This window comes from Baaleninema simplex PCC 7105, assembly GCF_000332355.1.
GTDB lineage: Bacteria > Cyanobacteriota > Cyanobacteriia > Cyanobacteriales > Geitlerinemataceae > Baaleninema > Baaleninema simplex.
This window is the reverse complement of sequence record NZ_KB235958.1, coordinates 3,837,533-3,850,796: the sequence shown is the minus strand read 5'-3', so window position 1 is coordinate 3,850,796 and position 13,264 is coordinate 3,837,533. Positions and strand designations below refer to the sequence as shown.

General features: G+C 54.8%; 11 protein-coding genes. 7 read left to right on the top strand and 4 right to left on the bottom strand.

What is annotated here, in order from left to right; translation table 11 throughout:
- Positions 1–90 precede the first annotated feature (90 nt).
- From GEI7105_RS0119505 to GEI7105_RS0119490, 4 genes are all read left to right on the top strand, one after another.
- The gene (locus GEI7105_RS0119505) at positions 91–1,074 is read left to right on the top strand and encodes an alpha-ketoacid dehydrogenase subunit beta (protein WP_017662114.1); all 984 of its coding nucleotides are present in this window, start codon (positions 91–93) and stop codon (positions 1,072–1,074) included.
- Between the two features lie 50 nt (positions 1,075–1,124).
- Positions 1,125–2,531 (top strand): protein translocase subunit SecD, encoded by a 1,407-nt coding sequence (secD, locus tag GEI7105_RS0119500; RefSeq protein WP_017662113.1) that lies wholly within the window; start codon positions 1,125–1,127, stop codon positions 2,529–2,531.
- Positions 2,532–2,683: 152 nt separating this feature from the next.
- Positions 2,684–3,655, top strand: a complete 972-nt coding sequence (gene secF, locus GEI7105_RS0119495) for a protein translocase subunit SecF (RefSeq protein ID WP_026097797.1) — start codon at positions 2,684–2,686, stop codon at positions 3,653–3,655.
- Positions 3,656–3,709: 54 nt separating this feature from the next.
- A complete protein-coding gene (locus GEI7105_RS0119490; protein WP_017662111.1) occupies positions 3,710–4,120 on the top strand; it encodes a hypothetical protein in 411 nt (136 codons plus the stop codon).
- A gap of 132 nt (positions 4,121–4,252) precedes the next feature.
- On the opposite strand, the gene GEI7105_RS39100 is transcribed toward GEI7105_RS0119490, so the two are convergent.
- Positions 4,253–4,534 carry a hypothetical protein gene (locus GEI7105_RS39100; RefSeq protein WP_192816703.1) on the bottom strand — a complete coding sequence of 94 codons (282 nt, stop codon included), beginning with the start codon at positions 4,532–4,534 and terminating at the stop codon, positions 4,253–4,255.
- Here GEI7105_RS39100 and GEI7105_RS0119480 point away from each other — a divergent pair.
- Positions 4,521–6,467: a sensor histidine kinase gene (locus tag GEI7105_RS0119480; RefSeq protein ID WP_245555436.1), complete on the top strand. Its 1,947-nt coding sequence runs from the start codon at positions 4,521–4,523 to the stop codon at positions 6,465–6,467. The two genes, GEI7105_RS39100 and GEI7105_RS0119480, sit on opposite strands and share 14 nt — an antisense overlap.
- Here GEI7105_RS0119480 and GEI7105_RS0119475 read toward each other — a convergent pair.
- On the bottom strand, positions 6,464–6,658 hold the full coding sequence (locus GEI7105_RS0119475; RefSeq protein ID WP_017662108.1) for a hypothetical protein: 195 nt from the start codon (positions 6,656–6,658) through the stop codon (positions 6,464–6,466). The genes GEI7105_RS0119480 and GEI7105_RS0119475 overlap by 4 nt on opposite strands.
- Between GEI7105_RS0119475 and GEI7105_RS0119470 the strand changes: the two genes are divergently transcribed.
- The gene (locus tag GEI7105_RS0119470) at positions 6,657–6,860 is read left to right on the top strand and encodes a hypothetical protein (protein WP_017662107.1); all 204 of its coding nucleotides are present in this window, start codon (positions 6,657–6,659) and stop codon (positions 6,858–6,860) included. The two genes, GEI7105_RS0119475 and GEI7105_RS0119470, sit on opposite strands and share 2 nt — an antisense overlap.
- A gap of 45 nt (positions 6,861–6,905) precedes the next feature.
- Positions 6,906–9,458, top strand: a complete 2,553-nt coding sequence (locus GEI7105_RS0119465) for an HD family phosphohydrolase (RefSeq protein ID WP_017662106.1) — start codon at positions 6,906–6,908, stop codon at positions 9,456–9,458.
- Positions 9,459–9,624: 166 nt separating this feature from the next.
- Here GEI7105_RS0119465 and GEI7105_RS0119460 read toward each other — a convergent pair whose 3' ends face one another.
- Both GEI7105_RS0119460 and GEI7105_RS0119455 read right to left on the bottom strand, forming a co-directional pair.
- Positions 9,625–10,005: a GxxExxY protein gene (locus GEI7105_RS0119460; RefSeq protein WP_017662105.1), complete on the bottom strand. Its 381-nt coding sequence runs from the start codon at positions 10,003–10,005 to the stop codon at positions 9,625–9,627.
- A 297-nt stretch (positions 10,006–10,302) separates the two neighbouring features.
- On the bottom strand, positions 10,303–12,771 hold the full coding sequence (locus GEI7105_RS0119455; RefSeq protein WP_026097796.1) for an ATP-dependent Clp protease ATP-binding subunit: 2,469 nt from the start codon (positions 12,769–12,771) through the stop codon (positions 10,303–10,305).
- Between the last annotated feature and the right edge of the window lie 493 nt (positions 12,772–13,264).

The following is a 13,264-nucleotide window of genomic DNA, read 5'->3' as shown; positions in this document are numbered from 1 at the left end:
TGACTGGTTCGAGTCCCAAACAACGACGCGGTTTCAGGTAGAATAACTTGGATCGACTAAAATCAATAACCCTGTTCACAGCCCGTTGCAATGGCAGAAACCTTATTTTTCAACGCTTTAAGAGAAGCCATCGACGAAGAAATGGCGCGAGACGAGACCGTCTTCGTCCTCGGAGAGGATGTCGGTCACTACGGCGGTTCCTACAAAGTTACCAAAGACCTCTATCAAAAATACGGCGAACTGCGCCTGCTCGATACGCCCATCGCCGAAAACAGTTTCACGGGGATGGCCGTAGGTGCGGCGATTACAGGGTTGCGACCCATCATCGAAGGCATGAACATGGGGTTTCTGCTCCTGGCCTTCAACCAAATCGCCAATAATGCCGGGATGTTGCGCTACACCTCCGGCGGAAACTTCAAAATTCCTATGGTGATTCGCGGTCCGGGTGGTGTCGGACGCCAACTCGGTGCCGAACACTCCCAACGGCTCGAAGCGTACTTTCAAGCCGTTCCGGGGTTGAAAATCGTCGCTTGTTCGACCCCATACAACGCGAAAGGTTTGCTCAAAGCCGCTATTCGTGACAACAACCCAGTGTTGTTCTTCGAACACGTGCTGCTCTACAACCTCAAAGAAAACTTACCCGAGGGCGAATACGTCGTTCCCCTCGATAAAGCCGAAGTGGTGCGAGACGGAAAAGACGTGACGATTTTGACCTACTCGCGGATGCGCCACCACTGCACGCAAGCGGCAAAAACCTTAGAAAAAGAGGGGTTCGATCCCGAAATTATCGACTTGATTTCCCTCAAGCCCTACGACCTCGAAACCATCGGAAATTCGATTCGCAAAACTCACCGCGTTATCGTCGTCGAAGAATGTATGAAAACTGGCGGTGTCGGAGCCGAACTGATCGCCACCATTAACGACCATTTCTTCGACGAACTCGACGCCCCCGTGATTCGTTTGTCTTCACAAGACATTCCGACGCCCTATAACGGAATGCTCGAACGGCTGACGATCGTGCAACCGCATCAAATCGTCGAAGCGGTTCAGAACATGGTGGCGTTAAAAGTGTAGCCGTCTCGTTTCTGATACTCTCAAAGCAGGTTCCCCTCCCAGTCGTCGTTATGCGAAAACAGCAGTCTCTACTCGTTCTCATCGCCGTCTTGCTCTTAGCTGCGATCGTGGTTTTGGTTCAAGTCCCGATTCGCTTGGGATTAGACCTCGAAGGTGGGTCGCAACTTACCATTCAGGTGCAACCGACTGAAGAAATCCAGACGATTACCTCCCGCGAGATGGAGGCGGTACTGACCGTGATTCGCAACCGCGTCGACGGACTGGGGGTGAGCGAACCTCAAGTTCAAACGGTGGGAGAAGACCGAATTTCAGTGCAGCTTCCCGGCGTCAACAATCCCGAACAAGCCGAACGGGTGCTGGGAGGAACGGCGCAACTGGAGTTTCGAGAGGAAACGAAAAATCCCGAAGTTCGGGCGCAGTTGAGAGTCCGACAGGAAGAGTTACTCGAACTGTTGCAGAAGCAAGAACAGCTCGAACTCGAGGGAACTTCCGAACAGCAGCGGGAAATTCGCCAGGCGATCGCTGCCAAAGAAGAGCAAATTCGGGAACTCAACGCTCGTCTGTACGAAAAGGTGGGTTTGACCGGTAAAAACCTCGAAGACGCCAACGTGGCCTCGACTCCACTCGAAGGAATTTGGAGCGTCACCATCGATTTCGATCGCGAAGGGGGCGACAAGTTTGCCGAACTGACGAAACGGATTGCGGGAACCGGTCGGCGGTTGGGGATTTTTCTCGACGGCGAACTGATTAGCGACCCCGGTGTCGGGGCTGAATACGCCGAAACCGGGATTACGGGAGGTGGCGCTCGCATCGACGGACAGTTTACTCTAGAGCGAGCGAACACGCTGGCGACTCAACTGCGGGCTGGGGCGTTACCCGTTCCCATCGAAATCGTCGAAAACCGAACGGTCGGAGCGACCCTCGGCCGAGACAGCATCCGCAGCAGCATCTACGCCGGTCTCGGAGGCTTGGTGTTGGTGTTAGGGTTTATGGTGGTCTACTATCGCCTACCCGGTATCATTGCCGACGTGTCTCTGGCCATTTATGCTGTATTGACGCTTTCCTGTTATGCGTTGCTGGGCGTCACGCTGACCTTACCGGGAATTGCTGGATTTATTCTCAGTATCGGTATGGCGGTCGATGCGAACGTCTTGATTTTCGAGCGCACGCGGGAAGAACTGCGATCGGGCAAGACCTTGTATCGATCGGTCGAGTCGGGATTTTACCGGGCGTTTTCCAGTATTTTGGATAGTAACGTGACGACGCTGATCGCGTGTTTGGCGCTGTTCTGGTTCGGCGCGGGATTGGTCAAAGGCTTTGCTGTCACTTTAGCCATTGGTGTCGGCGTCAGTATGTTTACTGCGATTACCTGTAGCCGAACGCTGCTGTTTTACGTGTTGACTCTGCCCGACCTCAAAAAACCGGAACTGTTCTGTCCGAATTTGGCGAACAACTAATTTCAACCCAACCCCCCCGTTTATCTTAAAGTGAAGGGTTTTCGGGACAGCGTTTCGAGTCAACCCGAAAACCGACCCAGTTAGATTTTCAAGTTTTGGGGAACCCCCGCCCCGTTCCCCGTTCCCTGTTCCCCGTTCCCCATCCCAAACTGATGAAACTGAGCGTTACCCAACAACGAAATTTTTGGTGGTCGCTGTCGATCGCACTGGCGGCGATCGGAACGATCGCGATGGCTATATCGTTCGGCCAGTTTGGGGCCCCGATTCCCCTCGGCTTAGATTTTGCCGGAGGTACGCGCTTGCAGTTGGAACGGGACTGTTCGATTCCCGATAACTGCGCCGCGCCCATCGATGTCTCAGTGGCGCGAGAGGTGATGACATCCCAGGGCTTGGGGAATAACGTACAGGTCATCGGTGAAAATCAACAGGGATTGTTGGTGCGGACGGGAGATTTGGGGGTCGAGCAGCGATCGCGCTTGCAAGACGCGTTAGAAACGGAAATCGGCCAGTTCGATCCCGAGAAACTGCAAATCGATACGGTCGGCCCCACCATCGGACGGCGGTTGCTGCGGGCGGGGTTGGCGTCGCTGGTGGCGGCCAGCGTGGGTATCGTCTTGTATTTGAGTCTTCGTTTCCAATTCGATTATGCCGTTTTTGCCATCGTTGCCCTGTTGCACGACGTTTGGATTACCGTCGGACTGTTTTCGCTGCTTGGACTCGTCTCGAGTTTCGAGGCGGATAGTTTGTTCGTGGTCGCGCTCTTGACAATTATCGGATTTTCTGTTAACGATACCGTGGTCATCTACGATCGCGTCCGCGAAATCCTCAAACTCAAACCTGAGTGGGAGATTAACGAGGTCGTAGACGAAGCGGTCAACCAAACCTTGACGCGATCGATCAACACCACAGCCACGACGTTGTTGCCCCTGGTGGCAATTTTTATCTTCGGCGGCGAAACGCTGAAGTATTTTGCCCTGGCGCTCTCGATCGGGTTTGCGCTGGGGGCATATTCGAGTATTTTCATCGCGAGTGCGGCGCTGGCCTTGTGGCGATCGTCTCGTCCCCAACCGGTCGAAGCCGTTACCGTTTCCGAGACGCCGACCTCAAAGGAAGAGCGATCGTAATCGCTCGCTGACAAACTTTCCAGGTAGCATCCCGTTCGTCCCGACGACGACTTCATGCACGACGACCCCACCCTCCCGAACTTCAAGCGGCAACTCCAACGGCTGCATCGCCTGACCGTCGTTGCCCGTTGGATCGTGGTCGGTTTACTGTGGTCGAGCGTCGGGATCTGGAGTCTGTGGCGGTTGCGCCACGAGATCGCGTTGTGGGTCGAGTATTTTACTTGGGTCGCCGTGTGGTATGGATTTCGCCATCGTATTTGGGCGGCGATCGGGTTAGGGCTATGTACGGGAAACACCCTGGCTGTCCTCCTGTGGCAAAGCCGCAACCTTCTGTGGGGATTGCCGGAGATCGAACGCCGACGCTTAGAACGTCAACTGTACCGCATTCATCGTACCGGGCCGTCCCATCCCCTGTGGAAATGGGTCGTTTCTCCAACATCGGAAAGCCTCTCTAAAGGAGAGTAGACCCTCGCTTTACCGCCGTCTCGAACCAGAAACCTCTACAATGAACAAATAAACGTTGTATCCTAACTGGCAACTCCCCTTTATAGCGGTCTTTGTCGGATGTGAAATGCAACGGATTCTCGGGATTTCCCCCTAGTAACTTTTACGGGCGATCGCGCCAGAGAACGGCGTGGCGTCCTCGTCGATCGCTGTCCCTAACCTTCCGTCAGATGTCGCTTGCATCGCACTGGGCGTTTTCGCTCGGCAGTCGCGGCAGTGGGCGATCGCACTGAAGCTCCCTAGCTCCCTCGCTGTCGTAGAGATGAGTGGCGATCTCGGCTGACGAGATTTTGTGCGTTCGGGATGGTTCCAGCCTTTGAAGCTTTTGCCTATGTTCGGCCCGACTTCCTTTCGTCGTATTTTGCTATCGCGCATCTTGCTGCTCAGCGTTCCGGTGTTGGCGATCGGACAGTACGTGACTTATCGCAAAGCTCGTTCTAGCTTACTCGAAACCGCCCGCCAAAACTTGACCGAAAGCGCCGTTCGTAAGAGCAATAGTATTTACGAGAGCGTCAACGCTTTAAAGGTCAGCGTCAGTGCAGCCAGCGAAGCCGCTGCTATTAAATCGGGATCTCCGAGCGAAGCACAAGCATTTTTAGATCGTTTTGTCAAGTCTCTTCCTCCGACCGTGCGCTGCGTTGAAGTGGCGGACTTGCAGGCCGAACGTCCCATCGCCAGTACTTGCGATCGCCCGATCTTCGAGGCGTCCGCTTCGGACTATTGGGCGTCTCGAGTGACGGCGTCACCGTTTCATAACAATGCCATTTACGTGAGCGCCCGCGTTCCCGACCCGATCGCAGCCGATATCGACGACGAGACCGACAATCCCCGAGGCGAAACCTATCTCAACTTTAGCGCTCCCGTTTACGTGCGAGCCGACGACGGAACGGACGCGCTCCGTTATGCTCTGACCTTGCGATCGATCTTGTATCAACCCAACGAACCGGAAAACCGGCCCGGGTCGCTCACCGGTTCGACCGTGGCGATCGATTCTAACGGTATCTTCTTGGAACATCCCATTCCGTCCCAGGTGGGCTTGAGCGTGGACGCCACGGCCAACAGCCAACGTCTGCGCGACCTCATCGGAAGCGCCCTCGCTGGAAATCAGAACTTCCTGCATCTCTTTGCCTTTGAATCCGATACCGTAGAACTGTTGGCAGGTTATACCGCCATGCCGTCTCCCTTGACGACGGGAAAAGAAGGCGATCGCTGGGTAATCCTGGCCGTCACGGATCTCGACGACGCGCTCGCCGGACTCGAACCCATTCGTCAAGTCATGTTCAATCTCGTCTTGGGCTTACTGGCTGCCAACCTCATCGCGACGTTGTATCTAGCCCGAGATTTAGCCCGTCCGGTCGAACAGCTCGGCGAATACGCCCGAAACGTCGAATGTAACACCGCCTCCGAACCGATTCCCGAGAGTTTTTTCATTCACGAATTCAACCAACTGGCCACCGCCCTCAACCGCACCATCGAACGGTTGAAATCTTGGGCGCAAGAACTCGAAGCGGCTTGGAAAGAAGCCAAAACTGCCAACCAGCTCAAAAGCGAATTTCTCACGACAATTTCTCACGAACTGCGAACGCCCCTCAACGGCATTATCGGCAGCGTTCGTCTCGTGCGGGACGGCTTTTGCGATAATAAAGACGAAGAACGAGACTTTCTACAGCGAGCAGACGACGCTGCCGTTCACCTGCTCGGGATTATCAACGATATTTTGGATATTTCTAAAATCGAGGCGGGAACGCTGACAGTAGCCGTCGAAACAGTCGATTTGCACGAGATCCTCCAAGAAGCCATCGATTTATATGCGGCAGCGATCCGAGAAAAAGGGTTAGAGTTAAATTTGTGTGGGAGATCGGACGACGAGCGATCGCTGTGGGTTCGGGCCGATGCGGGCAAGCTCAAACAAGTCTGCCTCAACGCTTTAAGTAACGCCGTTAAGTTTACAGACACTGGCAAAATTTCAATTTCAACCCGCATCGAACTCGACGAACCCGAGTCGGAAAATGCCGTAGACCGACGAGCTGTCGTCGAAATCAGCGATACGGGTATCGGTGTCGAGCCAGCAGATTTCGACAAACTGTTCGAGCCTTTCGTTACGATTGACGGGTCGCGAACGCGGCGATTTGGTGGAACGGGCTTGGGATTGGCAATTTCTCGAAACTTGATGGAGATGATGCGCGGCTCGATTTCCCTGTACAGTGAAGGGGTCGGACGGGGAGCGACCGTGACGTTAACGATTCCATTAGCCCAGCGCGCCCCTTCGAGTTCTACGGCAGACGTCGGCGATCGCGCCAACTGTTAGCGACGCTGCCACAACAAACACAGGATTAAGAACAGCAGTTGCACGGCGGTCGGCGCCAAGCACAACGCGACGACGAAACAGACGATGGCGATCGCGCCTGCGAGAACGGATTCAATTTCTTCGTCAGCCCCGGCACAGAGAATTGCAGCGATCGAGCCGAGAGCTAAGGGAACGACAGATGCAGAGAACATGGACAGGTCACCTCGGGAGTTATCGACCGCATCGCGCGACGGTCGAGGGAATTCTTACGACGCTTTTATTCAACTGGACTTTGTGGCGTGCGATCGCCCCGAAGGTTCCACAACCCGATCTGTCACGGAAGACGACAGACAGTTGGGCGATCGGTCGGGCGATCGTCGTCCAGTGCTGCATCCCCACAAGGCGACTTTATAATATAGCCTGTGAGGTTCTGTCTTCTCACCGAGCGTGGTTTCGCGTATGAAAGCCCTGCAAACTCTGACACAGCAGCTCGGCCGCCAATGGCATCGGTGGCGCGAAAATGCGACGCACCGCCGCGAAAGCGGTGCGGCCGGTTCCCCTGCGGTCGTGGCGTCGTCGAACAGACGGCACCGCCCAGAACTCGGGGTAAAATCCTCCCGGAAGCGGACGACTTCCAGTCCCGTGTCGATCGCCGTCGCTGTGTTCTGTCTGACGGGAACGCTGGGTCAGCGCTTCTACAATCAACCGGAACTCGGGGTGGGAAGTCAGGCGTCGAAAACGATTGTCGCCCCCGAATCGGCGAAGGTCAGAGACACTCAAAGTACCGAGGAAAACCGCCGCAACGCCCGCGTCGGAGCAACGCCCGTTCTCGTGGGAGATCCGGTCGTCAACACCCGCGTCCTCAACACCATCGAAGGCTATTTGGAACAGGGAAACGCCCTACGGGATCTCGTTGGCGAATTTCCTTACGTGGCGACGGGCATTCTGTCGACTGACATTCAACGGTACTTGCGAGAATGTTCGGTGTGGGAATGGCAAGCGATTCAATGGGCGATCGAACCGCCCGAAAATTCTGAAGTCTCGAGTCCTTTCGATCGCCCCTCCGAAGATAGCGGCGATCGCCTCGAGAACGCCGACGACGAGTTATTGCAAGCCACTCGCCTCGGCGCTCTCAACGGCGTGTCTCAAGGATTGTCGAACTTGCTCCAAACGCCCAACAGCCTGACCCGTCAAGCGACACAGCAACTTCGCGCTTATCGAGATCGCGCCTCAGACGAAGAGTTCGACAAACTCGTTCGTCAAATCGAGACCGTTCGACAACGGTACACCATCGCGATCGCCAGTTTGTCGGAGGTTCCCTATGTCGACTCGCAATTGATTTATACCAGCACCCTGTTCGACTTGTCCGACGCCCAATGGCAGCAAACGCAAAAAAACGTCTTACAGGTGGCCAAGCAGATGTTAGCCCAAGGTATCTCGCAAGGGGTACTGCCCGAATCGATCGAAGCTTCCGTGTCCATGCAGCTGTCGGCCCTGCAACCGAACGCCCGCAGCAACGCCTTCGCGACGGTACTGCTAACGAGCGCCTTGGAACCCAACTTAACGGTGGATAAGGAGAAAACCCGCGAACGCGCCGAACAAGCGGCCGCCGCCCAGGATGTGGTTTTTGTGAGCGTCGATCGCGGCGATATCATCGTTGAAGCCGGGGACACCATCACGCCGTCTCAATTCGCGCTCCTCGATCACTTTAACCTCGTACGGCGCGACCCCGTCAACGGGTTGGGCTGGATTGCCTTCGGAGGGGTCGTCTGGGTGGGAACGTCTCTGTATTGCGCGATCGAAAAACGAGTCCATCCGAAAATTCGCCAGCGCGATCGCCTGTTAGTGTTGATACTGAGCCTGAGCGCTCCGATTCTCGTGATGTTTGGCGTTCCGACGACGAGTCTTCCCGCGATCGGCTTAGCTGTGGGCAGCTTTTACGGATCGTTAATGGGCGTAACCGTCGTTTCGATCCTCGGTATCCTCATGCCCTTGGGGTTAGAAATCGAGTTCGGCTATCTGATCGCTGGCGTCGTCAGTGGTGCATTGGGGGGCATCGTCGCCGGACGCTTGCGATCGCGCGAAGAACTCGCCCTGTTAGGTGTGGGTGTCGGGGTATCCCAGGCGATCGCCTATCTCCTCGTCACCGCGACCGAACTGCTCCTCTACGGCACTCTCGGGCCGGTGTGGTCGCTTCCCCTGAAAGGAGCGCTCTTACAAGGTCTGTGGGGCGTTGCCTGGAGTATCGTTGTTTTAGGCGTCAGTCCCTATCTCGAACATCTGTTCGACCTGGTCACGCCGGTTCGTCTCTCAGAACTGTCGAACCCCAACCGTCCGCTGCTCAAACGCTTGGCAGCCGAAGCTCCCGGAACGTTCCAACATACGTTGTTCGTGGCCACTTTGGCCGAGTCGGCGGCGAAGGCGTTGGGCTGTAATGTGGAGTTGGTGCGGGCGGGAACGCTCTATCACGATATCGGGAAAATGCACGATCCGTTGAGTTTTGTGGAAAACCAAATGGGCGGCCCGAACAAACACGATCGCATTAACGATCCGTGGAAAAGTGCCTCGATTATTAAAAAGCACGTGAGCGAAGGGTTGGTGATGGCGAGAAAAAGTCGCCTTCCTAAAGCGATTCAGGCGTTTATTCCCGAACACCAAGGGACGATGCTCATCGCTTATTTTTTCTATCAAGCCAAACATCGCAGCGATCGCGACGTTTGCGAACCGGATTTCCGCTATGAGGGGCCGATTCCCCAATCTCGAGAAACGGGAATTGTCATGTTAGCGGACTCTTGCGAAGCAGCACTGCGGTCGTTGAAAGATGCCACTCCAGATGAAGCCTTTTCGATGGTGAACAAAATTCTTCGGGCGCGATGGCAGGACAATCAACTCGTGGATTCGGGATTGACGCGATCGGATATGAGCAAAATTGCCGAGATTTTCGTCCAGGTTTGGCAACAGTTCAATCACAAGCGCATTGCATATCCGAAAGCGGTTTTATCAAATAAATGATGGTGGGATTCACCACAGAGACACAGAGAGGTTTAGTCTTTTTTGATGAAACTCGCTCAGATTTTGTTCACCACAGAGACACAGAGGACACAGAGAGGTTTAGTCTTTTTTGATGAGACTCGCTCGGATTTTGTTCACCACAGAGACACAGAGGACACAGAGGGATTTAGTAGCCGTTTATCAGACGTTTTATGCCTTTTTTTAGGACTGGGACGTTAAAGTTGATGAGGAGTCCGAGTCGTAGATTGCGAAGTTTGAGATAGGTTAAAAGCTGCGCTTCGTGAATGGGAAGAAGGGTTTCGACGGACTTTAGTTCTACGATAACTTGTTTTTCGACAAGCAAATCCAAACGGTATCCACACTCTAAATGCAGTCCCTTGTAAATCACAGGTTGTTCGACTTGACGCTCGACCTGTACGCCTTTCTGCTCTAATTCACGAGCCAAGCACGCCTCATAAGTCGATTCTAACAAACCCGGTCCTAACTCTCGATGTACTTCAATTGCCGCTCCAATCACCTGTCCCGAAATATTACTAATCTCTCCCATTTTTCCATATCTCTGTAGCGTCTAAAGTATCACAAAACTATAATCGCGAACCCCAAGCCCTCTCTGTGTCCTCTGTGTCTCTGTGGTGAAGTCCTCTGTGTCTCTGTGGTGAATCCCACCCAACTTATAATCGCGAACCCCAAGCCCTCTCTGTGTCCTCTGTGTCTCTGTGGTGAATCCCACCCAACTTATAATCGCGAACCCCAAGCCCTCTCTGTGTCCTCTGTGTCTCTGTGGTGAAGACAAAAAAAATCGGAGTGGAACTTATCCCACTCCGATCGCTTTTCAACCTTCAACCTACTCGGTTGCTACGAGCATTTCTTCAGAACGCTCTTTCAAATTAATCGTCACCTTCCCTTCATCGTCCACATCCACCAAGGCGGTATCTCCGTCTTGAACGCGTCCCGAGAGAATCTCTTCGGCGAGGCTGTCTTCGAGGAGGCGCATAATCGCCCGACGTAACGGACGCGCCCCGTAACTGGGGTTGTATCCTTCCTCGACCAAACGATCTTTAAACTTCTCGGTGACTTCGAGCTTGATACCCTGTTCCGTCAAGCGGCCGAACACTTCCTCGAGTAAGATATCGCCGATTTCCTTAACTTCGTCTTTCGTGAGTTGACGGAAGACGATAATCTCATCGAGACGGTTGAGGAACTCGGGACGGAAGTACTGTTTGAGTTCTTCGTTGACCAAGTTGCGAATGCGGTTGTACTGGGCTTCGGTTTGGTCGTCGGCGAACTCGAATCCGAGACTTCCGCCACCTTTTTCGATGACCTTAGACCCGATGTTCGAGGTGAGGATGAGCAGGGTGTTTTTGAAGTCTACCGTGCGTCCTTTGGCATCGGTGAGGCGACCGTCTTCAAGGATTTGCAGCAGCATATTGAAGACGTCGGGGTGGGCTTTTTCGATTTCGTCGAACAGCACCACGGTATAAGGACGGCGACGCACCGCTTCGGTGAGTTGTCCGCCTTCGTTGTATCCGACGTATCCCGGCGGCGAACCGATGAGTTTGGAAACGGTGTGACGTTCCATGTACTCGGACATATCCAGGCGAATCATGGCTTCTTCAGATCCGAAGAAGTAGGTCGCCAGGGCTTTGGTGAGTTCGGTTTTACCGACCCCCGTGGGACCGGAGAAGATGAAGCTGGCGATGGGGCGGTTGGGGTTCTTCAAGCCAACGCGAGCGCGGCGGATGGCGCGGGAGACGGCGCGAACGGCTTCGTCTTGTCCGATGAGGCGCTGGTGCAGGGTGTCTTCCATGTGCAGCAGCTTCTCGGATTCGGATTCGGTGAGTTTGTTCACCGGAACTCCCGTCCAACTGGCGACGATGTGGGCGATGTCCTCTTCGTTGACGACGGGAGAGTCTTCGCTGTTGCTGGTGTCGCCTTTTTTGCTTTGGGCGATCGCTTTGATTTCAGCTTTGATTTCCATTTCGCGATCGCGTAGCACCCCAGCGCGATCGAAATCTTGCGATCGCACGGCGTCGTCTTTCTCCTTCAGGACGTTCCGCAGTTCTTTATCGAGTTCTTTGGCTGCCGGAGGCAGTTGCGATTCCAGCAAACGCACGCGAGAGCCAGCTTCGTCGATGAGGTCGATGGCTTTGTCGGGCAGGTAGCGATCGCTAATATAGCGATCGGAGAGTTTCGCCGCCGCATCGAGGGCTTCGTCGGAAATTTTCAGCTTGTGGTGTTGTTCGTAGCGCTCCCGCAGTCCGAAGAGGATCTGAATCGTTTCCTCCACGCTGGGTTCGCCCACCATTACCGGTTGGAAGCGACGTTCGAGAGCGGCGTCTCGTTCGATGTGCTTGCGGTATTCGTCGAGAGTCGTCGCCCCGATGCACTGCAACTCGCCCCGTGCCAACGCCGGTTTGAGGATGTTCGCCGCATCGATCGCACCTTCGGCGGCCCCTGCTCCGATGAGGGTGTGAACCTCGTCGATGACCAAAATCACGTTGGACGCCTGACGGATTTCGTCCATGATTTTCTTGAGGCGTTCCTCGAATTCGCCGCGATATTTCGTCCCTGCCACCAACAAGCCGATATCGAGGGTAACGACCCGTTTGTCTTCTAAAATGTCGGGAATGTCGCCGTTGGCGATGCGTTGCGCCAGACCTTCGGCGATGGCCGTTTTACCCACCCCCGGTTCGCCGATCAACACCGGGTTGTTTTTAGTCCGGCGTCCGAGAATTTGAATGACCCGCTCGATTTCCGTTTGGCGTCCCACCACCGGATCGAGTTTGCCTTCAACCGCCATTTGGGTGAGGTTGGAGCCAAATTCGTCGAGGGTCGGCGTTTTGGTGCGTCCGCCACCGGGGCCGGCGGCCACCTCTGCCGTTTCGCCCAACATCCGAATCACTTGCGTTCGGACTTTCGAGAGATCGACGCCGAGATTTTCCAACACGCGGGCGGCCACGCCTTCCCCTTCGCGAATCAAGCCTAACAACAGGTGTTCCGTGCCGATATAATTGTGTCCCAGTTGGCGAGCTTCTTCGAGGGACAGTTCCAAGACGCGCTTGGCTCGGGGGGTGAAGGGAATTTCCACGGCTACGAATCCAGAGCCGCGACCGATAATTTTTTCGACTTCGATGCGCGCGTCTTTGAGGTTGACCCCCATCGATTTGAGAACTTTGGCCGCGACGCCGGTGCCTTCACCGATCAAACCCAGGAGAATTTGCTCCGTGCCGACGAAGTTATGTCCCAAGCGGCGAGCTTCCTCCTGGGCGAGCATAATTACTTTGATGGCTTTTTCTGTAAATCGTTCAAACATGGCGTACTTCCGATACCGAACAGTGTTGAAGGCGGGTTCCCAGGCAAAGGGGGAAAACGTCTCGGACGCTCCCCGGACAGGGGAATTTCGGGGGGCGGGGGATTCTCGCGCTCCTGGCACTCTGTCGCACTCGTTCGGTGCTTGGGAAGTGCTTCGACCTTCTGACCGACCGCGCTCGGGAGATGGGGAACTTCCCCGCGCCTTTCGTTTCAGAACGGGAATAAAACCCTTGACTGAAACGATCCCAGACTGGCTTCTCGTAGGTTGATTTTAGCAAAAACAATCCTGTTAGCGGTTTCTAAAGGGACTTAACGTCAAAAGTGGAGTTGAGAATCACATCGACCCGTCGCGTTTCGTAGGCAAGCTCGAGCCGCGTAGAGTCACGGCGGCGATCGCTTTTGTTTTGTAGGAATTAGCATAGCAAACCTCGCTTGGGTCTTGCTACGGCGGCGAGTCTCGCAGTACGCGATCGCCCTTCTCGTCGTAAAAATCT

Excerpts from the sequence above, each read along its gene's own strand:
- GEI7105_RS39100 (WP_192816703.1), bottom strand. The coding sequence starts at position 4,534 with ATGCGCGATAGCAAAATACGACGAAAGGAAGTCGGGCCGAACATAGGC.
- GEI7105_RS0119475 (WP_017662108.1), bottom strand. The coding sequence starts at position 6,658 with ATGTTCTCTGCATCTGTCGTTCCCTTAGCTCTCGGCTCGATCGCTGCA.
- GEI7105_RS0119470 (WP_017662107.1), top strand. The coding sequence starts at position 6,657 with ATGGACAGGTCACCTCGGGAGTTATCGACCGCATCGCGCGACGGTCGA.
- GEI7105_RS0119455 (WP_026097796.1), bottom strand. The coding sequence starts at position 12,771 with ATGTTTGAACGATTTACAGAAAAAGCCATCAAAGTAATTATGCTCGCC.
- GEI7105_RS0119490 (WP_017662111.1), top strand. The coding sequence starts at position 3,710 with ATGCACGACGACCCCACCCTCCCGAACTTCAAGCGGCAACTCCAACGG.
- secF (WP_026097797.1), top strand. The coding sequence starts at position 2,684 with ATGAAACTGAGCGTTACCCAACAACGAAATTTTTGGTGGTCGCTGTCG.
- GEI7105_RS0119505 (WP_017662114.1), top strand. The coding sequence starts at position 91 with ATGGCAGAAACCTTATTTTTCAACGCTTTAAGAGAAGCCATCGACGAA.
- GEI7105_RS0119465 (WP_017662106.1), top strand. The coding sequence starts at position 6,906 with ATGAAAGCCCTGCAAACTCTGACACAGCAGCTCGGCCGCCAATGGCAT.
- GEI7105_RS0119460 (WP_017662105.1), bottom strand. The coding sequence starts at position 10,005 with ATGGGAGAGATTAGTAATATTTCGGGACAGGTGATTGGAGCGGCAATT.
- secD (WP_017662113.1), top strand. The coding sequence starts at position 1,125 with ATGCGAAAACAGCAGTCTCTACTCGTTCTCATCGCCGTCTTGCTCTTA.